General features: G+C 75.4%; 19 protein-coding genes and 1 pseudogene. 14 read left to right on the top strand and 6 right to left on the bottom strand.

Annotated elements, in window-relative coordinates; translation table 11 throughout:
- The 3 genes from ACWENR_RS20340 to ACWENR_RS20330 all read right to left on the bottom strand — a co-directional run.
- The coding region (locus tag ACWENR_RS20340; protein ID WP_452278546.1) for a PLD nuclease N-terminal domain-containing protein at positions 1-407 on the bottom strand (407 nt) is incomplete at its 3' end.
- Between the two features lie 27 nt (positions 408-434).
- A complete protein-coding gene (locus ACWENR_RS20335) occupies positions 435-779 on the bottom strand; it encodes a DUF202 domain-containing protein (protein WP_452278545.1) in 345 nt (114 codons plus the stop codon).
- Positions 776-1,168, bottom strand: a complete 393-nt coding sequence (locus tag ACWENR_RS20330; protein ID WP_452278544.1) for a YidH family protein — start codon at positions 1,166-1,168, stop codon at positions 776-778. Before ACWENR_RS20330 ends, ACWENR_RS20335 begins: the two co-directional genes overlap by 4 nt.
- 41 nt (positions 1,169-1,209) lie before the next feature.
- Between ACWENR_RS20330 and ACWENR_RS20325 the strand changes: the two genes are divergently transcribed.
- The 5 genes from ACWENR_RS20325 (at position 1,210) to ACWENR_RS20305 (ending at position 7,639) form a co-directional block, all read left to right on the top strand.
- Positions 1,210-2,007, top strand: a complete 798-nt coding sequence (locus ACWENR_RS20325; protein ID WP_452278543.1) for a GNAT family N-acetyltransferase — start codon at positions 1,210-1,212, stop codon at positions 2,005-2,007.
- 2 nt (positions 2,008-2,009) lie between these two features.
- Positions 2,010-2,417: a hypothetical protein gene (locus ACWENR_RS20320; protein ID WP_452278542.1), complete on the top strand. Its 408-nt coding sequence runs from the start codon at positions 2,010-2,012 to the stop codon at positions 2,415-2,417.
- Between the two features lie 384 nt (positions 2,418-2,801).
- Positions 2,802-3,581, top strand: coding sequence for an electron transfer flavoprotein subunit beta/FixA family protein (locus tag ACWENR_RS20315; protein WP_452278541.1), 780 nt, complete (start codon positions 2,802-2,804; stop codon positions 3,579-3,581).
- A gap of 11 nt (positions 3,582-3,592) precedes the next feature.
- Complete coding sequence (locus tag ACWENR_RS20310) at positions 3,593-4,552, top strand: electron transfer flavoprotein subunit alpha/FixB family protein (RefSeq protein WP_452278540.1); 960 nt, start codon at positions 3,593-3,595, stop codon at positions 4,550-4,552.
- 345 nt (positions 4,553-4,897) lie between these two features.
- Positions 4,898-7,639, top strand: a complete 2,742-nt coding sequence (locus ACWENR_RS20305) for an HAD-IC family P-type ATPase (protein ID WP_452278539.1) — start codon at positions 4,898-4,900, stop codon at positions 7,637-7,639.
- Positions 7,640-7,712: 73 nt separating this feature from the next.
- Here ACWENR_RS20305 and ACWENR_RS20300 read toward each other — a convergent pair whose 3' ends face one another.
- On the bottom strand, positions 7,713-8,597 hold the full coding sequence (locus ACWENR_RS20300) for an anti-sigma factor (RefSeq protein ID WP_452278538.1): 885 nt from the start codon (positions 8,595-8,597) through the stop codon (positions 7,713-7,715).
- The gene (locus ACWENR_RS20295; protein ID WP_452278537.1) at positions 8,551-9,198 is read right to left on the bottom strand and encodes an RNA polymerase sigma factor; all 648 of its coding nucleotides are present in this window, start codon (positions 9,196-9,198) and stop codon (positions 8,551-8,553) included. Before ACWENR_RS20295 ends, ACWENR_RS20300 begins: the two co-directional genes overlap by 47 nt.
- A 178-nt stretch (positions 9,199-9,376) precedes the next feature.
- Between ACWENR_RS20295 and ACWENR_RS20290 the strand changes: the two genes are divergently transcribed.
- The 7 genes from ACWENR_RS20290 (at position 9,377) to ACWENR_RS20260 (ending at position 16,206) form a co-directional block, all read left to right on the top strand.
- Complete coding sequence (locus ACWENR_RS20290; RefSeq protein ID WP_452278536.1) at positions 9,377-10,207, top strand: DUF4397 domain-containing protein; 831 nt, start codon at positions 9,377-9,379, stop codon at positions 10,205-10,207.
- Entirely contained in the window at positions 10,204-10,869 is a 666-nt protein-coding gene (locus ACWENR_RS20285; protein ID WP_452278535.1) for a class F sortase, read from the top strand. The genes ACWENR_RS20290 and ACWENR_RS20285 overlap by 4 nt, the downstream gene beginning before the upstream one ends.
- 181 nt (positions 10,870-11,050) lie before the next feature.
- Complete coding sequence (locus tag ACWENR_RS20280; protein WP_452278534.1) at positions 11,051-12,226, top strand: cysteine desulfurase family protein; 1,176 nt, start codon at positions 11,051-11,053, stop codon at positions 12,224-12,226.
- 309 nt (positions 12,227-12,535) lie between these two features.
- Positions 12,536-13,609 (top strand): tRNA 2-thiouridine(34) synthase MnmA, encoded by a 1,074-nt coding sequence (mnmA, locus tag ACWENR_RS20275; protein ID WP_452278533.1) that lies wholly within the window; start codon positions 12,536-12,538, stop codon positions 13,607-13,609.
- Positions 13,610-13,704: 95 nt separating this feature from the next.
- A complete protein-coding gene (locus ACWENR_RS20270) occupies positions 13,705-14,709 on the top strand; it encodes a methionine synthase (RefSeq protein WP_452278532.1) in 1,005 nt (334 codons plus the stop codon).
- A gap of 36 nt (positions 14,710-14,745) precedes the next feature.
- A complete protein-coding gene (locus tag ACWENR_RS20265; RefSeq protein ID WP_452278531.1) occupies positions 14,746-15,105 on the top strand; it encodes a VOC family protein in 360 nt (119 codons plus the stop codon).
- A 99-nt stretch (positions 15,106-15,204) separates the two neighbouring features.
- A complete protein-coding gene (locus tag ACWENR_RS20260) occupies positions 15,205-16,206 on the top strand; it encodes an ADP-ribosylglycohydrolase family protein (protein ID WP_452278530.1) in 1,002 nt (333 codons plus the stop codon).
- 62 nt (positions 16,207-16,268) lie between these two features.
- Here ACWENR_RS20260 and ACWENR_RS20255 read toward each other — a convergent pair whose 3' ends face one another.
- Complete coding sequence (locus tag ACWENR_RS20255) at positions 16,269-16,802, bottom strand: type II toxin-antitoxin system PemK/MazF family toxin (RefSeq protein ID WP_452278529.1); 534 nt, start codon at positions 16,800-16,802, stop codon at positions 16,269-16,271.
- A gap of 191 nt (positions 16,803-16,993) precedes the next feature.
- Here ACWENR_RS20255 and ligA point away from each other — a divergent pair, with 191 nt between their 5' ends.
- Together ligA and ACWENR_RS20245 are read left to right on the top strand one after the other, a co-directional pair.
- Positions 16,994-19,129: an NAD-dependent DNA ligase LigA gene (gene ligA, locus ACWENR_RS20250; RefSeq protein ID WP_452278528.1), complete on the top strand. Its 2,136-nt coding sequence runs from the start codon at positions 16,994-16,996 to the stop codon at positions 19,127-19,129.
- A 153-nt stretch (positions 19,130-19,282) separates the two neighbouring features.
- Positions 19,283-21,931 (top strand): annotated as a pseudogene (locus tag ACWENR_RS20245) (putative bifunctional diguanylate cyclase/phosphodiesterase).
- Positions 21,932-22,068 lie beyond the last annotated feature (137 nt).

Below are 22,068 nucleotides of genomic sequence, written 5' to 3'. Positions count from 1 at the left end.
GAGCCCTCGGGGCGGTCCTCCTCGCGCGGCGGCTCGCCGTCGCGGCGGCGCAGCTCGTCCTCGCGCCGGCGCAGGTCGTCCTCCCAGCGGCGGAACAGTTCCTGGTCGTCGCGCCGGGAGCGCTCGCCGAGCGAGCGGAGGAACTCGGGGTCGTCGTCCGGGGCGACCGGTCGGGGCCGTTCCCGGGTCGGCAGGACCCGGCCCGTCGGCGCGGCGCCGGGGGTGCGCTCGCGGCCGGCGAAGAACCAGGCGAGGGAGCCGAGCAGCGGGAAGAACAGGATGATCAGCACCCAGGCGATCCGGGGCAGGGCCCTGATCTCGCCCTCCTCGGCGGAGAGGCAGCTGATCAGCGCGCAGACGGCGAGGACGATCTGCGCCAGGAAGAGGAGGACATACAGCCGGGCCATGGGTCAATGATGGCGCACCCGGTGCCGTCAACCCAGCCCGCGCGCCGCCAGGAGCGTGCCGAGCAGCGCGAAGCCGACGGCGGCGAGGGCGACCAGGGGCAGCGCCCGCCCGTAGCCCGGGGTCGGGCCGGTGCCGGTGGCCCGGCGCCAGCAGACCGCCAGCGCGGCGCCCCAGCCGAGCACGGCGACGCCGGCGACCAGCGCGCCGAGCGTCTCGCCGGCGGGCGGGCCGGTGAACGCCAGCCGCACGGTCAGCACCATGATCACCGTGAGCGCCAGGGCGGTGCGCCGCCAGGCCAGCCGGGTCCGCTCGGGTTGCAGCCCCGGGTCCCGGGTCGGGCCGTCCGGCGGCGTGCGCCGCGCGCCGCTCACCGCGCGCCGACCGCCCGGGCCAGCACCGCCGCCACCAGCAGCAGCGCGCCGAGGCCGACGGCGAGGGCGAGCACCGCCGGGAAGCGGGAGGCGGGCAGCTCCTCGCCGAGCCGGATGGCCCGCTCCGTACGCGCCCAGTGGTCGACCGCCCGGACCGCCACCGTCGCGCCGAGCAGCAGCAGCGCGACGGCGATCACCTCGCGCAGGTGCGCCAGCGGCAGGGGCGGCAGGAACTGGGCGGCGGCGAGCCCGCCCGCGACCAGCGCCAGCCCCGTCCGCAGCCAGGCCAGGAAGGTGCGCTCGTTGGCCAGGGAGAAGCGGTAGTCGGGGGTGCTGCCGACCGAGCGCAGTTCGCGCGGATCGAACCATTGCCGGATCGCCTGCCACACGGGGCCGATTATCCGCTTCCGGCCGGTCGTAGCCTGGAACAGTGACCGATCTTGACGCCCGCACGCTCCGAGACGCCTACGACGCCCAGATCCGCCCGGAGATTCCGGACCCGCTGCCGGTCGGAGTCACCGTGGAACGCGACGGCCCGCTGGTCCGCGTCCTCGGCCTCGACCATCGCGGCTTCCTCACGTACCGCACGCTGGACGGGCTCGCCGGGGCCGAGCTGGACGCGTTGATCGCCCGGCAGGTGGAGATCTTCCGCCGGCGCGGCGAGGCGGTGGAGTGGAAGCTCAACGGGCACGACCAGCCGGCCGATCTGCCCGACCGGCTGCGCGCCGCCGGGTTCGTCCCGGAGGACGAGGAGACCGTCGTGGTCGGGCCGGTCGCACCGCTGGCCGCCGCCCTGCCCGTGCTGCCCGAGGGGGTACGCCTGCGCGAGGTCAGCGCCCGGGAGGATCTGGAGCGGATCGCCGCGCTGGAGGAGGCGGTCTGGCACGACGACCGCAGCCACCTGGTGACCGGCCTGGCGAAGGAGATCGAGGCCGACCCGCAGTCCCTCACGGTCGTGGTGGCCGAGGCGGACGACACGGTGGTCAGCGCCGGCTGGGTCCGCTACCAGGCGAACACCGCGTTCGCGACCCTCTGGGGCGGTTCGACCCTGCCGCAGTGGCGACGGCGGGGCATCTACCGGGCGCTGGTCGCGTACCGGGCGCGCCTGGCCGAGCAGCGCGGCAGGACGCTGCTCCAGGTGGACTGCTCGCCGGACAGCCGGCCGATCCTCCAGCGGCTCGGACTCGTCCCGGTCACGACCGCCACCCCGTACGTCTACACTCCGTGATCATGGAGCAGCGGTTGACGGCCGAGGAGCGGCTGACCCTCAAGACGGGCGCGTTCGGCGCGGTGTTCCTGGTGGCCAACGCCGACCCGGGGATGCTGGCCCTGTTCCGGGAGAGCTTCGCCGCCTCCGGGGCCATGGCCGACACGAGCGGCGTGGTGAAGGAGGCGCTGACCAGTGGGCCGCTGCCGAAGCTGCCGCGCGACTCGGCGCTGGAGATCGAGGCGGTGGTGCTGCCGGCGCTGGGCCGCTCGGTCGAGATCCTGCGCGAGAAGTCGCCCGGGGACGTGGCGACCTACCGCGACGTGGTGCTGACCGCCGCCGAGCGGGTGGCCGGGGCGCACCGGGGGGTGGCTCCGGCCGAGGCGGCGGCCATCGCGCGGATCAGGGCCGCGCTGGCTCCGTCGGCGTGACCGGAACGGCCGACGTGGGTGCGCGCCGGGGCGGCGACCAGAGCGCCCGGACGGCGGCCCGGACGCACCGGTCGCGCACGCGTCCGCACGCGCACCGGTACGCCTCGGGGCGGGTGCGGCAGGGGCGCCGCGGCGCATCGTGCGGCGCACGGGGAAACTCCGACATTTCACGACACCTCCCGATTCGCCAGATTACCGCCCGGGCGCCCTTCGGTGAGCTGTGTCACCCTGAGGTCGTCGGAGGTCGATGCTACTGACAGGTAACATTGCGCCGTGGGCAACTGCACAGCAGCCCGTGGTTGACCGACGTCGAGTCACGCGGGAGGCTGCGCCCGTGACCGGGCGAGTGATCGCTACACCAAACAGGAGGGTCGTCGAAGCGCGATGAACATCGTCGTACTCGTCAAGCAGGTGCCCGATTCGGGCGCGGACCGCAACCTGCGCACTGACGACAACACCGTCGACCGCGGTTCGGCGAACAACGTCATCAACGAGATGGACGAGTACGCCATCGAGGAGGCGTTGAAGATCAAGGAGGCCCACGGGGGCGAGGTCACCGTCCTGACCATGGGTCCGGACCGGGCGACCGAGTCGATCCGCAAGGCGCTCTCCATGGGCCCCGACAAGGCCGTGCACGTCGTGGACGACGCCCTGCACGGCTCCTGCGCCGTGGCCACCTCGAAGGTGCTCGCCGCCGCGCTCGGTCAGCTCAACGCCGACCTGGTGCTCTGCGGCAGCGAGTCGACCGACGGCCGGGTGCAGGTCATGCCGCACATGCTCGCCGAGCGGCTGGGCATCGCGGCGCTGACCGGCGCCCGCAAGCTCACGGTCGACGGCTCGACCCTGACCGTCGAGCGGCAGACCGAGGAGGGCTACGAGGTGGTCACCGCCGCTACGCCCGCCGTGGTCTCCGTCTGGGACACCATCAACGAGCCGCGCTACCCGTCCTTCAAGGGCATCATGGCCGCGAAGAAGAAGCCGGTGCAGACGCTCTCCCTGGGTGACCTCGGCGTCGCCCCGGCCGAGGTGGGCTTCGAGGGCGCGACGAGCGCCGTACTGGAGCACACCAAGCGCCCGCCGCGCTCCGGCGGCGCGAAGATCACCGACGAGGGCGACGGCGGCGTCAAGCTGGTCGAGTTCCTCGCCACCGAGAAGTTCGTCTGAGGGGTCTGGACATGTCTGAGGTTCTCGTCGTCGTCGAAGCCACCCGGGAGTTCGGCGTCAAGAAGGTCACCCTGGAGATGCTCACCCTCGCCCGCGAGCTGGGCACCCCGAGCGCGGTCGTGCTCGGCGGCGCCGGCGCCGCCGAGGCGCTGGGCGCCAAGCTGGGCGAGTACGGCGCGGAGAAGATCTACGCCGCCGAGGGTGACGAGATCGACGGCTACCTGGTCGCCCCCAAGGCCACCGTCGTGGCCGAGCTGGTCAAGCGGGTGCAGCCGGCGGCCGTGCTGCTCGCCTCCTCGCAGGAGGGCAAGGAGATCGCCGCCCGCCTGGCCGTCAAGCTGGACAACGGCATCCTGACCGACGTGGTCGGCCTGGCGGCCGACGGTACCGCCACCCAGGTGGCCTTCGCCGGCTCCACGATCGTCAAGTCCAAGGTCACCCGTGGCCTGCCGCTGGTCACCGTCCGGCCGAACTCGGTCAATCCGACCCCGGCGGCGGCCACCCCGGCCGTCGAGCAGCTCACCGTGTCGGTCACCGACACCGACAAGCTGGCCAAGGTCGTCGACCGGGTCGCCGAGCAGAAGGGCTCGCGCCCCGAGCTCACTGAGGCGGGCGTGGTCGTCTCCGGCGGTCGCGGCGTCGGCAACGCCGACAACTTCAAGCTGGTCGAGGAGCTGGCCGACCTGCTCGGCGGCGCCGTCGGGGCGTCCCGCGCGGCCGTCGACTCCGGCTTCTACCCGCACCAGTTCCAGGTGGGCCAGACCGGCAAGACCGTCTCCCCGCAGCTCTACGTCGCGCTCGGCATCTCCGGCGCCATCCAGCACCGGGCCGGCATGCAGACCTCGAAGACCATCGTCGCGGTCAACAAGGACGGCGAGGCGCCGATCTTCGAGCTGGCCGACTTCGGCGTGGTGGGCGACCTGTTCAAGGTCGTCCCGCAGGCCGCCGAGGAGATCCGCAAGCGCAAGTGAGCTGACGCTCGCGCGTAAACGAGGGCCGGGAGCCGCGAGGTTCCCGGCCCTCGCCGTGTCGGAGCCGCGAGGTTCCCGGCCCTTGCCGTGTCGGAGCCGCGAGGTTCCCGGCCCTTGCCGTGTCGGAGCCGCGAGGTTCCCGGCCCTCGCCGTGCCGGAGCCGCGAGGTTCCCGGCCCTCGACGTCCCGGCCCTCGCCGCGCCGGAGCCGCGACGTCCCGGCCCTCGCCGCGCGAGGAACCGCGGGCGGCGGAACGCCCCGCGGCCCGTCGCCGCTTTGCGACGATGGGGGCGTTCTCCCCGGGTGTCCGAGCGCCGCCGTCCCGAGCGAAACAGGAGTGTGCCCATGCCGGCCAGGACGCCCGAGGGCGACCACCACGCGCTCGCCGCGCCCGGAGGCGACCACCACGCCCTCGCCGCGCCCGAGGTGGTGCTGCTGCTGGAGACCGACACCGAGCGCGGGCTGACCGACGAGGAGGCCGCCGCCCGGCTGACGCGCTACGGGCCCAACGTGCTGCCCAGCGCGGCCGGGGGCGGGGTGCTCCGCCGCCTGCTGCGGCAGTTCCACAACCCGCTGATCTACGTGCTGGTCGCCGCCGGCGTGGTGACCCTCCTGCTCGCCGAGTACGTCGACTCGGCGGTGATCTTCGGGGTGGTGCTGGTCAACGCCGTCGTCGGCTTCCTCCAGGAGTCCCGGGCCGAGGCGGCGCTGGACGCCCTGCGGGCGATGGTGCGTACCGAGGCGCGGGTGCTGCGCGCCGGCCGGCAGCGTCGGGTGCCGTCGGACGACCTGGTCCCCGGCGACCTCGTGCTGATGGAGGCGGGGGAGAAGGTCCCCGCCGACCTGCGGCTGATCCGCGCCGCCGAGTTGCGGGCCGACGAGTCCGCGCTGACCGGCGAGTCGCTGCCCGTACGCAAGGACGAGGTGGTCGTGCCGGCGGAGACGCCGGTGGCCGACCGCCGCAACCTGCTCTACTCCGGCACCCTGCTCACCGGCGGCACGGCCGTCGGCGTCGCGGTCGCCACCGGCGCGGAGACCGAACTCGGCCGGATCCACCGGCTGGTCGGCGGCGCGCGGGTGCTGGACACGCCGCTGACGGTGAAGCTGGCCCGGTTCAGCCGGCTGCTCACCGTGGCGATCCTGCTCCTGGCCGCGGTGACCTTCGCCGTCGGCGTGGCCCGGGGCCAGAACGCCGGCCAGACGTTCACCGCCGCCGTGGCGCTGGCCGTGGGCGCGATCCCGGAAGGGCTGCCCGCCGCGGTGACCATCACCCTGGCGATCGGGGTGTCCCGGATGGCCCGCCGCCGGGCGGTGATCCGGCGGCTGCCGGCGGTCGAGACGCTGGGCAGCACCACGGTGATCTGCACCGACAAGACCGGCACCCTGACCGAGAACCAGATGACGGTCCAGCTGCTCTGGACCCCGCAGGGCCGCTACCAGGTCAGCGGGGCCGGCTACACCCCGACCGGCGACGTCCGCGACGCCGACGGCGGCCCGGCGCCGACCGGGGAGGCCGGCCCGCTGCGCTGGTCGCTGCTGGCCGGCGTCGGCTGCAACGACGCCCGCCTCGACGAGCAGGACGGCCGGTGGGCGGTGCTGGGCGACCCCACCGAGGGGGCGATGCTGGTGGTGGGCGCCAAGGTCGGGCTGCACGCGCACGAGGTCGCCGCGGAGCTGCCCCGGGTGGACTGCGTCCCGTTCACCTCCGAACGGCAGTTCATGGCGACCCTGCACGACCGGCGCGACGGCGGGCGGATCGTGCTCGTCAAGGGTGCGGTGGAGCGGATCGTCGAGTGGTCCGGCGCGGCGCTGCGCGCCGACGGCTCCACCGGGCCCCTGGACGCCGCCGCCGTGCTGGCCGCCGCCCACGAACTGGCCGCCGAGGGGCTGCGGGTGCTCGCCACGGCGATGCGGCCGGTCGGCCCGACCGACGGGCTCGTGGAGGAGGACCTGGCCGGCGCCCTCGTCTTCACCGGGCTGCACGCGATGCTCGACCCGCCCCGGGCCGCCGCCGCGGCGGCCGTCGCGTCCTGCCACCGCGCGGGGATCGACGTAAAGATGATCACCGGGGACCACCTCGCCACCGCCAGCGCCATCGCCACCCGCCTCGGGCTGCTGCGGGCCGCTCCCGGCCCGCGCGACGTGCTGACCGGCGCCGACCTGGCGGCGCTGCCCGCCGGGGAGCTGCCCGCGGCCGTGCGGCAGGCGTCGGTCTTCGCCCGCGTCTCGCCCGAGCAGAAGCTGCGGCTGGTGGAGGCGTTGCAGGCCGACGGCCAGGTGGTGGCGATGACCGGGGACGGCGTCAACGACGCCCCGGCGCTGCGCCAGGCGAACATCGGCATCGCGATGGGGCGCAGCGGCACGGAGGTGGCCAAGGAGGCCGCCGACATCGTGCTCACCGACGACGACTTCGCCACCATCGAGTCCGCCGTGTCGGAGGGGCGGGGCGTCTTCGCCAACCTGACCAAGTTCATCACCTGGACGCTGCCCACCAACGCGGCCGAGGGCCTGGTCATCCTCGTCGCGATCATGCTCGGTTCGGCGCTGCCGATCCTGCCCAGCCAGATCCTGTGGATCAACATGACCACGGCGGTCCTCCTCGGCCTGACGCTCGCCTTCGAGCCCAGGGAACCCGGGATCATGGACCGGCCGCCCCGCGACCCGGGGCAGCCCCTGCTCACCGCCGCGCTCGTGGTCCGCGTCCTGCTCGTCTCCGCGCTGCTGGTCGTGGGCGCCTGGTGGCTGTTCGAGTGGGAACTGGACGGCGGGGCGAGCCTGGCGCAGGCGCGGACGGCCGCCGTGAACCTCTTCGTCACCGTGATGGCGTTCTACCTGTTCAGCTGCCGGTCGCTGACCCGGTCGCCGTGGCGGCTCGGCCTGTTCAGCAACGGCTGGCTGATCGCCGGGGTGCTGGCGCAGGCCCTCGGCCAGCTCGCCCTGACCTACCTGCCGGTGATGAACGACCTGTTCCGGACGGCGCCGATCGGTGGGCAGGCGTGGCTGCGGATCCTGGGGATCGCCGTCGTCGTCTCCGCCATCGTGGCGCTCGACAAGCGGTTCGGCTGGTTCGGCCGCCGGCTCGGCTGAGTCGCCGGGCCGGCGGCCGCGCCGCCGGGTGGGGAGCTGATCGGCGGGCCGGGGAGCTGAGCCGGCCCGCCGATCAGCCCGTCAGGGAGCCCCTCAGCAGGCTCTTGCCGGAGTGGGCCGTGTTGTTGTCGTACGCCTCGGCGGAAACGTCGACAACCGAGTATGCCCGAAGGTCGACGTTCGGTGGCAACGGCAGCAGCTCGTCCGGTTCGTCGCCGAGCACGCCGACCGAGAACATCTCCATGTTGCGCGGGTTGATGAGCCAGACCTCGTAGTACCCCGTGACGTCCGGGAGATTCGTCACGTGCAGGTGCAGCCTGCCGTTGTCGAACACCCGGGCCTCGCCGTTGGCGTCCGGCGGCGTCGAGCCGTACGCCTTCAGGGGGGCGCTGGCCAGCACCGCCCGCTGCGGGGTCGGCGCCGGTTCCGGCTCGGACGTGTCGACCACGGCGAGCGTGCCGACCACGCCGAGGACGGCGGCGGCCACCGCGGTCCCGGCGGTCACCGCCCAGCGCGACCAGCGGCCGCGCCGGTGCGGCGGCGGCGCCAGGACGGCCCCGCGCCGCTGCGGGCCCGCCGGCGCGTCGTCGGCCCCGCCGCGCCCGCTCCGCTCCACCGCGACGGTGCCCTCCGCGGGGTGCGGCGCGCGGGCCTCGCCGCGGTCGTCCCGCTCCACCGCGTCGGCGCCCTCCGCCGGGTGCGGCGCGCGGGGGCCGGCCAGCGAGGGCAGCGCCTCCGCCGCGCGGATCTCCGCGACGATGCCCTGCCAGACGTGCTCCGGCGGGTCGGGCAGGGCTCCTAGGCCCTGGCTGTCTACGCCGAGGCCGGCCACGTGCCGGAGGGTGCCCAGCTCCGCCCGGCAGGGCTCGCAGGTGTCGAGGTGGGTGCTCTCCCCGGCGTCCGCCGCGCTCTCACCGAGCGCCAGGAAGACCAGCCGGTCGTGGTCCAGGTGCGACACCGTCCACCTCCCATCTGCGTTTCAGACTCGCCATGCCGCGCCGGATGTGACTCTTCACCGTGCCGAGCGGCACCCCGGTCACCGCCGCTATCTGCTGGTGGGTCAGGTCGTCGAAGAACGCCAGCTCCAGCATCCGCCGCTGGTCGTCGGGGAGCCGGGCCAGCTCGTCGGCGACCACCAGCCGGTCGACCACCGTGTCCGGATCCGGGCCGGTCGGCCGGGGCTCCGGCAGCTGCCGGACCGTCTCGACCACCCGGGTCTCCCGGGCCGACGCCCGCAGCCGGTCGACCACCTTGCGCCGGCCGATGCCGAGCAGCCAGCCGACGAGCGACCCCTTGGCCGGGTCGAAGGTGTCCCGCCCCAGCCAGGCGGCGACGAAGGTCGCCTGGGTCACGTCCTCCGCGTCGCTGCGGTTGGCCAGCGTGCTGACCGCCAGGTGGAGCACCGCCCGGCCGTAGCGGTCGTACGCCTCCCGCAGCGCCAGCTCGTCGCCGGCGCGGAAGCGGAGGGCCAGGTCGTCGGGTGGAGCCGGCTCTCGCGACGTCGTCACGGGCCGGCTCGCCGTCCATGGGGCATGCCCGACTGTAGCTCCCACAGCCATCGCCCCACCTTTCCCGTCGGGTGTCCTCGCCTGCTCTTCGCTCGGCGGGCGCCGCCCGGATGCGGAACCGGCGAGGGAAAAGAAAGTTCCTCCGGCCGCATCCGGCGGCGGCGAACCCGGCGTAACCCGTTCTGCACACCGTTCCTGACGAACCAGCACCAATCACCAGGAGGCAGACATGGAGCTCTCGTACTTCCGCCGGGTCGCCGCGGGTGGCGCGGTCGCCGCGCTCACGTTCGCCGGAGTCGGCGCCCTCACCGCCACCCCCGCGTACGCCGCCACGTCCAAGGTCTCCGTCGTGCACGGCATCCCGGACACCCCGGTCGACGTGTACGTCAACGGCGAGAAGACGCTGGAGAACTTCAAGCCCGGCGACGTGGCCGGCCCGCTCGACCTGGAGGAGGGCGCGTACGACATCGCCCTGACCAAGCCCGGCGAGCCGGTCGCCCAGGCGATCCTCACCGTGGCCGACGCCGCCGTGCCGGGCGGCGCGAACGTCAGCATCGCCGCGCACCTGGACGCCGGCGGCAAGCCGAAGATCACGCCGTTCGTCAACGACACCACCAAGGTCGACGCCGGCAAGGCCCGGCTGATCGTCCGGCACACCGCGGCCGCCCCGGCGGTCGACGTGCGCGCCGGCGGCACCCCCGTCTTCGAGGACCTGACCAACCCGAACGAGGCCAAGGGCGACGTCGACGCCGGCACCGTCAAGGCGGACGTGGTGCTCGCCGGCACCGGCACCGTGGCGATCGGCCCGGCGGACCTCGACCTGCGGGAGGGTACCGCCACCATCGTCTACGCGATCGGTTCGGCGGAGGCCGACAACCTCGGCATCGTGGCCCAGACCGTCACCGGCCTGCACTCGGCCCCGGCCGGCGTGCCCAGCGGCGACGGCGGCCAGGCCGGCACGGGCGTGGACACCTGGTGGTACGTGCTGACCGGCGCCGGCGCGCTGCTGCTGGTCGGCGGCGGGGTGCGGGCCGCCACCGCCCGGACCGGCCGCCGGTGACGGTGCGCAACCGCGGGGCGCTGGCGGCGATGGCCGCCGGCGTCGCCGCGCTCACCGTCGCCACCGTGGTCGCCTGCGGCTCCCAGCCGGCCGAGGACGTCGGCGCCGACGAGGCGGCCGCGCTCGCAAGCGCCACGCCGGCCCCGTCGGTCACCGCCGGCGACGCCGCCGGGGTCCCGGTCACCGCGGGGAAACCGCCCGCCGGCACGAAGACCGTCCCGCCGGTACGGCTGGAGATCCCCACGATCGACGTCACCGCCACCGTGAACGCCGTCGGCGTCAACGAGCGCACGGACGAGTTCGAGGTGCCGCCCAGCGTCGACCGGATCGGCTGGTACCGGTACGGGCCGGGCCTGGAGGCCGACGCCGGCTCGGTGGTCGTCGCCGGCCACGTGGACAGCGCCACCCAGGGCAGGGGCGCCTTCTACCGGCTGCGCGAGCTCGACGAGGGCGACACCCTCACCGCCACCGGCAGCGACGGCAGGGCCCGGCGGTACCGGGTCGTCGCCCGCGAGGAGTACGACAAGTCCAGGATCCCGCTGGAGCGGTACTTCGCCCGCGACGGCAAGCCGCGACTGACCCTGATCACCTGCGGCGGGCCGTTCGACGCGAAGGCCCGCAGGTACCGCGACAACATCGTCGTGACGGCGGTGCCCGCCTGACCGACCGGTGCCCGCCGGGCTGCGCCAGCCCGGCTGGGCCCGGGCGGGCCGCGCCCACCGGATCCGGAGCCCCGGCCGGCCCGTGCGTCGGTGGGGCGCCGGGTCCGGTTCCGGCGCCCGGGGTCGTGACAGGGCCCTCCGGCATCCGGCCCGCCACGATCCGCCCGTAGGCTGAGTGGTGATGGCTTACCTGGATCACGCGGCGACGACTCCGATGCTCGACGAGGCACTGGAGGCGTACGTGGCCGCCGCCCGCGAGGTCGGCAACCCGTCCTCCCTGCACGCCGCCGGCCGCCGTGCCCGGCGGCGGGTGGAGGAGTCGCGGGAGCGGGTTGCCGCCGCGCTGGGCGCCCGGCCCTCCGAGGTGGTCTTCACCGGTGGCGGGACCGAGAGCGACAACCTCGCGGTCAAGGGCATCTTCTGGGCCCGGCGCGGGGCCGACGCGCAGCGGGACCGGGTGGTCTCCAGCGCCGTCGAACACCACGCGGTGCTCGACGCCGTGGACTGGCTGGTCGACCACGAGGGCGCCCGGGTGGGCTGGCTCCCGGTGGACGCCGCCGGCCGCCTCAGCCCCGACGAGCTGCGCGCCGAGCTGGCCGCCCACGGCGACCGCGTCGCGGTGGTGACCGCGATGTGGGCCAACAACGAGGTGGGCACGGTGCAGCCGGTCGCGGAGCTGGCCGCCGTCGCCGCCGAGCACGGGGTACCGTTCCACACCGACGCGATCCAGGCGGTCGGGCAGGTCCCGGTCGACTTCGCCGCGAGCGGCGTCGCCGCGCTGACCGTGACCGGGCACAAGCTCGGCGGGCCGGCCGGGGTGGGCGCGCTGGTGCTCGCCCGCGACGTGCCGGCCACCCCGCTGCTGCACGGCGGCGGCCAGGAACGCGACGTACGCTCGGGCACCCTCGACACGGCCGGCATCGTCGCCTTCGCCGTCGCCGTGGAGGCGGCGGTCAAGGGCCAACAGGAGTACGCGGCCCGGATCGCCGCGCTCCGCGACGACCTGGTGGAGCGGGTCCGGCACGCGGTGCCCGAGGTGATCTTCAACGGCGACCCGACCGACCGGCTGCCGGGCAACGCGCACTTCTCCTTCCCCGGCTGCGAGGGCGACGCCCTGCTGCTCCTGCTCGACGCCCAGGGCATCGCCTGCTCGACCGGTTCGGCCTGCTCCGCCGGGGTGGCCCAGCCGTCACACGTGCTGCTGGCGATGGGCGCCGACGACGACCGCGCCCGCTCCTCGCTGCGCTTCACCCTCGGCCACACCAGTACCCCCGCCGACGTCGACGCCCTCATCGCGGCCCTCCCCGCCACCGTCGAACGCGCCCGCCGCGCCGCCGCCCTCCGCACCCCCCGCTGACCCCCCCTCCCGCCCCCCCGCGCCCACCCCCGCCTCCCCCGCGACGGCGATCTTGCACTTTCGGCCCTCGGATCGCGTCATTTGCACCTTTCGTCGGGGCAGAAAGTGCAAGATCGCCGCGTTGGGACGCGCCGGGGACGCGTTGGGGGCGCGCGGGGCGCGCGGGGCGGGCGGGGCGCGCGGGCCGCGCGGGAGCGCGCGTTGGGGCGGCGGGGGTGCGACGAGGCGGGGCGGAGGGGTGGGGGTGGGCGGGGGAGGTCGGGTGGGTGGGGGCGGGGATAGGCTCGGTGGGGTGAAGGGAGTGGGCCGGTGAGGGTGTTGGCGGCGATGTCGGGCGGGGTCGACTCGGCGGTCGCGGCGGCGCGGGCCGTGGCGGCGGGGCACGACGTGACCGGCGTGCACCTGGCGCTGGCGCGCAATCCGCAGACGTACCGCACCGGGGCGCGTGGCTGCTGCACGCTGGAGGACTCCCGCGACGCGCGCCGGGCCGCCGACGTCATCGGCATCCCGTTCTACGTCTGGGACATGGCCGACCGCTTCCACGAGGACGTGGTGGACGACTTCGTCGCCGAGTACGCGGCGGGCCGTACGCCGAATCCCTGCCTGCGCTGCAACGAGAAGATCAAGTTTGCCGCGGTGCTGGACCGGGCCGTGGCCCTGGGCTTCGACGCCGTGGTCACCGGCCACCACGCCCGGCTCGGCGCCGACGGGCTGCTGCGCCGCAGCGTCGACGAGGCCAAGGACCAGTCGTACGTGCTCGCGGTCCTCACCCGCGAGCAGTTGGACCGGTCGATGTTCCCGCTCGGTGACTCGACGAAGGCGCAGGTTCGCGAGGAGGCCGCCCGGCGGGGGCTGGCGGTGGCCGACAAGCCCGACTCGCACGACATCTGCTTCATCGCCGACGGCGACACGCGCGGCTTCCTCGCCCAGCGGCTCGGCGAGGCCCCCGGCCAGGTGGTGGACGCGACCACCGGGGCCGTGGTGGGCAGCCACACCGGGGCGTACGCGTACACGGTCGGGCAGCGGCGCGGCCTGCACCTGGACCGCCCGGCGCCGGACGGCCGCCCCCGGTACGTGCTCTCGATCACGCCGAAGACCAACACGGTGACGGTCGGTCCGGCCGAGGCGCTGGAGGTTTCCCGGGTGCGCGCCGAGCGTCCGGTGTGGACGGGCGGTCCACGCCCGGACGGGCCGGTGGAGTGCGAGGTGCAGTTGCGCGCGCACGGCGACGTGGTGCCGGCGACCGTCGAGCTGACCGCCGACGGTCTCCGCGCGGAGCTGCGCCGCCCGGTGCGCGGCGTCGCCGCCGGTCAGGCGATCGTCGCCTACCGGCCCGACCCGAACGGCGGCGTCGTGCTGGGCTCCGCCACGATTGCCGGCTGAGCGTTCCGGCCGCCGGGGCGGTGGCGTCGTGCTGGGCTCCGCCACGATCGCCGGCTGAGCGTTCCGGGCGCCCGGGGGCCGGTTAGTCTTCGGCCGTGACAGATCAGGCGTGGCCCTGGCCGGCCGGCGCGGCGACCGGCGTCGGTTCCCTGCCCGGCACCGACATCGCGGAGGCGCAGCGGATCGTCCTCGGCGAGCTTCCCGCGTTGCCCCACCTGCCGGAGCTGCCCGCCCGTGGCCCCGGCGCGGACCTGATCGGCCGCACCGGCGGCCTGCTGGTCGAGCTGCCGGTGGAGCTGTACGCCGCCCGGTGGCGGATCGCGCCGCGCCCCGGGCGGGACCTGCGCCGCGCCCGTGACCTGATGGAACGCGACCTCGACCAGCTCGCCGAGCAGGCCGAGGAGTACGCGGGGCCGGTCAAGGTCCAGGCCGGCGGCCCGCTCACCCTGGCCGCGTCCCTGGAGCTGCCGATCGGGGGTCGGATGCTGCGCGATCCCGGCGCGGTGCGGGACCTCACCGGCTCACTCGCGGAGGGGCTGCGCGGGCACGTGGCGGCGGTCGCCAGGCGGCTGCCCCGCGCCACCGTGCTGCTCCAGCTCGACGAGCCGTCGCTGCCGGCGGTCCTCGCCGGGCGGGTGCCCACCGAGAGCGGGCTCGGCGCGTACCGGGCGATGGAGGCGGGCACGGCGGCCTCGCTGCTGCGCACGGTCGTCGAGGCGGCCGGGGCGCCCGTCGTGGTGCACTGCTGCGCGCCGGACGTGCCGGTGGAGCTGATCCGGTCGACCGGCGCCGCCGGCGTGGCCCTGGACCTCGACCTCGTCACCGACCTGGACCCGCTGGGCGAGGCGATCGACGCCGGGCTCGGCCTGCTGGCCGGCGCCGCCCCGACCCGCCCGCCGGCCCCGGGGCGCGCGCCCACCTCCGCGCAGGTCGCCGACCGGGTACGCCGGCTCTGGGACCGCCTCGGCTTCCCGCGCCGACAACTGGCCGGGCAGGTCGTGGTCACCCCGGCCTGCGGCCTCGCCGGCGCCACCCCGCAGTACGCCCGAGCGGTGCTCGCCGCCTGCCGGGACGCCGGGCGGCGGCTCGCCGAGGACTGAGGTTTCCCGTCGTACGGGCGGGGCAGGATGACCGGCATGATTGGAAAGTTGCGCAGCGTGGTCATCGACTGCCCCGACCCCCGGGCACTTGCCGGCTTCTACTCGGAGCTGCTGGGCCTGCCCCTCGATCCCGAGGCCAGCGACGACGACTGGGTGGTGATCGCGGGCTCCGGGCACCGGCTCGCCTTTCAGCGGGCGCTCGACCTGCGCCCGCCGTCCTGGCCCGACCCGGCGCGCCCGCAGCAGTTCCACCTCGACGTGCAGGTCGAGGACGTGGAGGAGGCCGAGAAGCGGGTGCTGGCGCTCGGCGCCCGGCGGCTGCCCGGCCAGGGCGACGGCTTCCGGGTCTACGCCGACCCCGCCGGTCATCCGTTCTGCCTGGTGTTCTTCGACTGAGCCACCACGGTGGTGCGGGTTGCGGCCGGGGTCTGTCTGGTCTTCTTCGGCTGACCCGCCGCCTGGTGCGGGTTGCGGCCGGGCGGCATGATCGCGGGAATGATCGACACCTCGCTCCGGCGGGCCGCCGGCTCCCTCTTCGGCCTCGCCTACGGTGACGCGCTGGGCAAGCCGACCGAGTTCCTGACCGTCGCCGAGATCGTCCGCCGCTACGGTCCGGCCGGGCCGCGCGAGCTCGCCGGCGACCCGGCACTGGTGACCGACGACACCCAGATGGCCCTGGCGGTCGGCTGGGCGCTGCACGACGCCCCGGCGCCCACCCCCGAGGCCGTCGAGCCGCTGCTGCGGCGACGCTTCCTCGACTGGGCGGCCAGCCCGGAGAACAACCGGGCGCCGGGGATGACCTGCCTGCGCGCCTGCGCGGAACTCGGGCGGGGCGTCCGCTGGCAGGACGCGACGGTCGCCGGGTCCAAGGGCTGCGGGGCCAACATGCGGGTCACCCCCGTCGGCCTGGTCGACGTGGACCTGGACACGCTCGCCGGGCTGGCCCAGCTCCAGGCGGGGCTCACCCACGGGCACCCGACCGGCCTGGCGGCCAGCGAGCTGACCGCGTACGCAGTGCGGCTGCTGCGCGACGGCGCGCCGCCGGCGCAGCTGCCGCGGCTGCTCACGGACCGGGCGCGCGGCCAGCGGCGGGTCTACCGCGCCGACTGGCTCGGCGACCTCTGGCGGCGCCCGGGGGTGGACACGCCGCAGGACTTCATCGCCCGTGGCTGGGACGAGTGCCTGGCGGTCCTCGGCCGCCTCGACGCCGCGCTCGCCGGCCCCGACGACGGCGGCGACCCGTGCCGGCACACGGGTGAGGGCTGGATCGCCGAGGAGGCGCTGGCCACCGCCCTGTTCTGCGCGATCCGGCACGCCGACGACCCGGTCGCCGCGCTGGCCCGGGGCGCCACCACCGCCGGCGACTCCGACTCGATCGCCGCGCTGGCCGGCGCGTTCGTCGGCGCGGCCCTGGGGATGCCGGCCTGGCCCGCCGCCTGGTCGGCCCGCATCGAGTACGCCGACCAGCTCGACGCCCTCGCCCGCGCCTGGGACTGACCGGCCGCCCCGGCGCGTGGCGCCCCGGGGCGAGGTCCCGGCGCGCGGCGCCCCGGGGCGGGTCAGGCGCCGGGAAGGTGGGGCAGCCGGCGCACGCGCCGCCACAGGGCGGGGTCGCAGGCGCCGGCGCGGCGGGCGAAGCCGGCCAGCGGGACGTGGACCGGCTCGGCCAGGTCGACGAAGCTGTCGTGGTCGGCGTCCGGGTCCCACTCCCGGGTCGGGATGCGTACGTGGTCGTCCCGGGCGCTCTTGTCCTGGCTCGTGATCTTGAGGACGTCGGCGCCCCGCGCGTCGGCCCGCAGCACCAGGCAGGGCCGCACCTTCGAGCCGGTGCCGTCGGCGTACGGGACGTCGGCCCACCAGACGTCGCCCGGGCGCGGGGCGTCGGCGGGCGCCCGGTCGGCCGTACGCGGCCGGGGCGGCGCCGAGGAGCGGCCGGGTCCGCCCCGGGACGTCGGGCGACGGTCCGGGCGGGTGCGCGGTCGCTCCGTCCGGCGCGGGGCGCCGCCACGGGCACCGCGTCGCCACTCGCTCCACGCCCAGCCCGCCGCGACGGCCAGCACGACCGCCGCCGCCCAGAGCAGCCATTCGGGCATCCGTACCCCCCGTCTCGACAGTCGGTGCGACGCGGACGCCGCAGGTCCGCACGGCGCGGCGGGCCGTCCCGCCGTCCGGCGATCCTCGCACGTCGGGGGCCGGGTCGCCGCTCGGGCGCGGCGGGTGGCCGACGGATTGTCCGACCGGCCCGATACGGTGCCGGGGTAGCGGAATCACGGGAGGTCGCACGGTGTCCGAGGAACCCACCCCTCAGCAGGTCACTCCGGCGCAGGAGGCGGCGGCCGGCGCCGAGCCGACCCCGGAGGCGCGGGAGCGGCACGCCACGCTCAGCCAGGAGCTGACGGAGCACCAGTACCGCTACTACGTGCTCGACGCGCCGACCATCTCCGACGCCGAGTTCGACCGCCAGTTGCGGGAGCTGGAGGCGCTGGAGGAGCAGTTCCCGGGGCTGCGCACCCCCGAGTCGCCGACCCAGCGGGTCGGCGGCACCTTCTCCACCGACTTCACCCCGGTCACCCACGCCGAGCGGATGTTCTCGCTCGACAACGCCTTCGCCGACGAGGAGCTGGCGGCCTGGGCCGAGCGGGTCGAACGCGACGCGGGCGGGCCGGCGCCCTACCTCTGCGAGCTGAAGGTCGACGGGCTGGCCATCAACCTCACCTACGAGCGCGGGCGGCTGGTCCGGGCCGCGACCCGGGGCGACGGCCGCACCGGCGAGGACGTCACCGCCAACGTGCGCAGCATCCGCGACGTGCCGGCGCGGCTGACCCCGTCGGTCGAGTTCCCCGACGTGCCGGAGCTCGTCGAGGTCCGGGGCGAGATCTACTTCCCGGTGGCCGCCTTCGCCGACCTCAACGCGGGGCTGGTCGAGCAGGGCAAGGCCCCGTTCGCCAATCCGCGCAACGCCGCCGCCGGAAGCCTGCGCCAGAAGGATCCGCGGATCACCGCGTCCCGCCCGCTGCGCCTGGTGGTGCACGGCATCGGCGCCCGCCGCGGCTTCCAGCCGACCGCCCAGTCGGAGTCGTACGCGGCCCTGAAGTCGTGGGGGCTGCCGACCAGCGACCGCTGGCGGGTCGTGCCCGACCTGGCCGGCGTCGCGGAATACATCGCCTACTACGCCGAGCACCGGCACGACGTCGAGCACGAGATCGACGGCGTGGTGGTCAAGGTGGACCCGGTCGCCATCCAGGGCCGGCTCGGCTCGACCAGCCGGGCGCCGCGCTGGGCGATCGCCTTCAAATACCCGCCGGAGGAGGTGACCACCAAGCTGCTCGACATCGACGTCGAGGTGGGGCGCACGGGCCGGGTCACCCCCCGGGCCCTGCTCGAGCCGGTGAAGGTGGCCGGCTCCACCGTCGCGTACGCCACCCTGCACAACGCCCGGGAGGTCGAGCGCAAGGGCGTGTTGATCGGCGACACGGTGGTGCTGCGCAAGGCCGGCGACGTGATCCCGGAGGTGCTCGGCCCGGTGGTCGACCTGCGCCCCGCCGACGCCCGGCCGTTCGTCATGCCCACCACCTGCCCGGCCTGCGGCTCGCCGTTGGCGCCGGCCAAGGAGGGCGACGTCGACATCCGCTGCCCCAACTCCCGCACCTGCCCGGGCCAGCTGCGGGAGCGGGTCTTCCACCTCGCGAGCCGCAAGGTGTTCGACATCGAGGCGCTCGGCTACAAGAGCGCCGCCGCGCTGCTCGACGGCCAGATCATCACCGACGAGGGCGACCTGTTCGCCCTCGACGCCGAGCAGCTCGCCCGGTCGCCGTTCTTCGTCAACAAGGACGGCAGCCTCGGCAGCAACGCGGCCAAGCTGCTCGACAACCTCGCCGTGGCCAAGGAGCGCGACCTGTGGCGGGTGCTGGCGGGGCTCTCCATCCGGCACGTCGGGCCGACCGCCGCGCGGGCGCTCGCCCGGCACTTCCGCTCCGTCGAGGCGATCGAGCGGGCCAGCGAGGAGGAGCTCGCCTCGGTCGACGGCGTGGGCCCGACCATCGCGGCGAGCATCCGGGAGTGGTTCGCCGTCGACTGGCACCGCGAGGTGGTCCGCAAGTGGGCCGAGGCCGGCGTACGGATGGCCGAGGAAGCGGCCGACGAGGGGCAGCGCCCGCTGGAGGGGGTCACCGTGGTGGTGACCGGGACGCTCGCCGGGTTCAGCCGCGACCAGGCCGCCGAGGAGATCCAGAGCCGGGGCGGCAAGGTGAGCGGCTCGGTCTCCAAGAAGACGTCCTTCGTCGTGGTGGGCGACAACCCCGGCTCGAAGGCCGACAAGGCGGCCAGCCTCAAGGTTCCCGTCCTCGACGAGGAGGGATTCCGGGTGCTGCTGGGCGCGGGCCCGGACGCGGCCCGCGAGGTCGCCCGCACCGAGTCCTGACGACGCGCGGCCGGGTGGTCCGGATACCAACTTAATTACGACTACGACCGATTCGCGACTGTCGTGTCGGGCATTGCGCCATCGAGGGCGTTTCATTGACGGCACGGCGTGCAGCGGGTCACGCCCTCGTGGACAGAGCCCTCGGGAGGTGTGATGGAGGCCGCCGACCTGCGAAACTCCGTTCCGCCCGGCCGGGGGCGTCCCTTCTTCGTGTTCGTCTGGTCGGTGGTCGCGCTGGCCGTGCTGGTCTGCGTACGCCCGCTGCTCGCCCTCCCGGACGGGTTGCCGGAGCTGCCGGCGGCGTTCTGGGTGATGGCGGCCCTCGCGGTCGGCTGCGACGCGCGCCCGTTCGTGCCGCCCGGTCGCCGGCAGACGTCGGCGGTCTTCCCGTCCACCTGCTTCACCTTCGCGATCCTGCTCGGCTGGGGGCTCGGCCCGGCCGTCGCCGTGCAGGCCGTGGCCGTCGTCGTCTCCGGCTGGCGGATGGGGCACGCCCCGTGGCGGACGGCCTTCAACGCGGGCCAGTACGCGTGCGCCCTGGCCGCCGCGCAGGCGGTCACCTGGTTCGGGCCCGGCGGCATCTTCGACGGCGGCATGCTGCGCTGGACGGACGTGGCGGCGGTGGGGGGCGCGGCGGTGGCCTGGTTCGCCGTCAACTACGCGCTGGTCAGCGCGGCCGTCCGGCTGCGCTTCGGCGACCGCTGGTGGCCCAGCCTGCGGCAGGGGCTGGGCTTCGAGCTGCTCTCCACCGGCTCCCTGCTGCTGCTCGCCCCGGTGCTGGTAGCCGCGGCGCGGGCCAGCGCGGCGCTGATCCCGCTGGTGCTGGTGCCGCTGTTCGCCGTCTACCGGATGGCCCGGCTCAGCGTGGAGCAACAGCAGCTCGCCTCCCTCGACCCGCTCACCGGCCTGCCCAACCGCAAGGCGCTGCTGGCCGAGGTCGGCGAGCAGGTGCACCTGCACGCCGAACGGGCGGCCCGCGGCGAGCCGGGCGCCCACCTGGCGCTGCTCCTGATCGACCTCGACCGGTTCAAGAACGTCAACGACGCCCTCGGGCACGCGGTGGGCGACCGGCTGCTGGTCGAGGTGAGCGCCCGGCTGACCACGGTGGTTCCGGACGACATGGTGGCGCGGCTGGGCGGCGACGAGTTCGCCATCGTGATGACCGGGCTGACGGACGCCGGCGAGGCCCGGGACCTCGCCGACCGGGTGGTCCGCGCCCTGGCCGAGCCGGTGTCCCTGGACGGGTTGCCGCTCGACGTGGGCGGATCCATCGGCGTCGCGATCTTCCCCGAGCACGGCGAGGACTTCGCGACCCTGATGCGTCACGCCGACGTGGCGATGTACGACGCCAAGCACCGCAACGACACCGTGGCGGTCTACGCCGCCGAGTCCGACCACAACTCGGCCGAGCGGCTCGGCCTCCTCGCGGATCTGCGCCGGGTCCTGGAGCCCGGCCGCCCGGCCGGCGCGCGGCCGGCGTCGCCGCCCGGGCTCCCGCCGGACGACGCCGCGCGGGCGGGGCTCCCGCCGGACGACGCCGTACCGGCCGGGCTGGCGGCGGGGGACGCCGCGCGGGTGGGGCTCCCGGAGGGCGACGCCGTGCCGGCAGCGGCCACGGCGGCGGTGGGCGCGCGGGGCGGGGACGGCGCCGAGCTTCGGGCCGATCCGGCGGGACTGCGCCCCGACGCCGGCTCGGGCCGGTGGCGGTTGCGCCGCCGCCGGCAGCGGACCGAGCCGCCGCACGGCGACGAGCTGATCAACCAGATCGTCACCGCCGCCGACCCGATCCGCCGCCGGACCGCGTTCGGCGAGGGCGGCCCGGACCGGGGCGACGGTCCCGGCCGCCGCGAGCGGGGCGCGCGCCCCGGCGGGGAGAACGGCACCGGCGTACGCCGGCAGGGCACGCCGGGCGACCGCGAGCCGGCGGGTCGGCGGGGGGCCCGGCAGGATGCCGGGCGGCGGCGGGGCGCGGACCCCGGGCCCGCCCGGGGCCGCGACGCGGAGCCGGACCCGGCCGCCGACGCGGGCGAGATCACCATGTACTACCAGCCGCAGGTCGCCATCGCGACGGGTGAGGTGGTCGGCGTGGAGGCGCTGCTGCGCTGGCGGCATCCGCGCCGGGGGATGGTCGACCCGGAGGAGCTGATCCGGGTCGCCGAGCAGAGCGCGGTGATGCGGCTGCTGACCCGCCGGGTGGTGGACGACGTGGTGGAGCAGCTCGCCACGTGGTCGGCCGCCGGGATCGGCCTGCCGGCGGCGCTCAACGTCAGCGTGCGGGACCTGCACACCGGCGAGATCGCCGACCAGATCGCCGACCGGCTCGCCCGGTACGGCGTGCCGCCGCAGCGGCTGCAGCTGGAGATCACCGAGGGCGCCCTGATGGCCGACCCCCGGCGGGTGCTGGCCACCATCACCCGACTGCACCGCATCGGCGTGGGCATCGCGCTGGACGACTTCGGCACCGGGTACTCCTCCCTGCAGCACCTGCGGCGGCTGCCGCTGTCGGAGGTGAAGGTGGACCGCTCCTTCGTGCTGGGCATGGCGGAGGACGCCGACGACGCGGCCATCGTGCAGTCGACGATCGGGCTGGCCAAGGCGCTCGGGCTGCGCGTGGTCGCCGAGGGCGTGGAGGACGAGCGCACCTGGCGGATGCTGTACGCGGCCGGCTGCGACGCCGCGCAGGGCTGGTTCTACGCCCGCCCGATGCCGGCCGGGGAACTCGTCGCCTGGCTGGCCCGCTACCGCCCGGTCCGCCCCACCCCCGCCCCGGACGCCGAGATCCCCCGCCGGCACGCCCGCTGAGCCGCGCCATCCCGCCGGGCGCCCGCTGGGCGGGACCACAGGGCGGCACGCCCGCTGAGCCGCGCCACCCCGCCGGGCCCCGAATAGCACCCCTCTGAACACCCCTCACACCGCCAAAAAACTGGTTTTGCGTCATC

This window comes from Micromonospora sp. NPDC004336 (assembly GCF_053602615.1).
Note: the sequence above shows the minus strand (reverse complement) of the source record. Positions and strands in the feature narration are given on the sequence as shown.

What these genes read in the sequence shown, in the direction of transcription:
- ACWENR_RS20320 (WP_452278542.1), top strand. Translation starts at nt 2,010, where the DNA reads ATGGAGCAGCGGTTGACGGCCGAGGAGCGGCTGACCCTCAAGACGGGC.
- ACWENR_RS20315 (WP_452278541.1), top strand. Translation starts at nt 2,802, where the DNA reads ATGAACATCGTCGTACTCGTCAAGCAGGTGCCCGATTCGGGCGCGGAC.
- ACWENR_RS20310 (WP_452278540.1), top strand. Translation starts at nt 3,593, where the DNA reads ATGTCTGAGGTTCTCGTCGTCGTCGAAGCCACCCGGGAGTTCGGCGTC.
- ACWENR_RS20305 (WP_452278539.1), top strand. Translation starts at nt 4,898, where the DNA reads ATGCCGGCCAGGACGCCCGAGGGCGACCACCACGCGCTCGCCGCGCCC.
- ACWENR_RS20295 (WP_452278537.1), bottom strand. Translation starts at nt 9,198, where the DNA reads ATGGCTGTGGGAGCTACAGTCGGGCATGCCCCATGGACGGCGAGCCGG.
- ACWENR_RS20290 (WP_452278536.1), top strand. Translation starts at nt 9,377, where the DNA reads ATGGAGCTCTCGTACTTCCGCCGGGTCGCCGCGGGTGGCGCGGTCGCC.
- ACWENR_RS20280 (WP_452278534.1), top strand. Translation starts at nt 11,051, where the DNA reads ATGGCTTACCTGGATCACGCGGCGACGACTCCGATGCTCGACGAGGCA.
- ACWENR_RS20265 (WP_452278531.1), top strand. Translation starts at nt 14,746, where the DNA reads ATGATTGGAAAGTTGCGCAGCGTGGTCATCGACTGCCCCGACCCCCGG.
- ACWENR_RS20260 (WP_452278530.1), top strand. Translation starts at nt 15,205, where the DNA reads ATGATCGACACCTCGCTCCGGCGGGCCGCCGGCTCCCTCTTCGGCCTC.
- ACWENR_RS20255 (WP_452278529.1), bottom strand. Translation starts at nt 16,802, where the DNA reads ATGCCCGAATGGCTGCTCTGGGCGGCGGCGGTCGTGCTGGCCGTCGCG.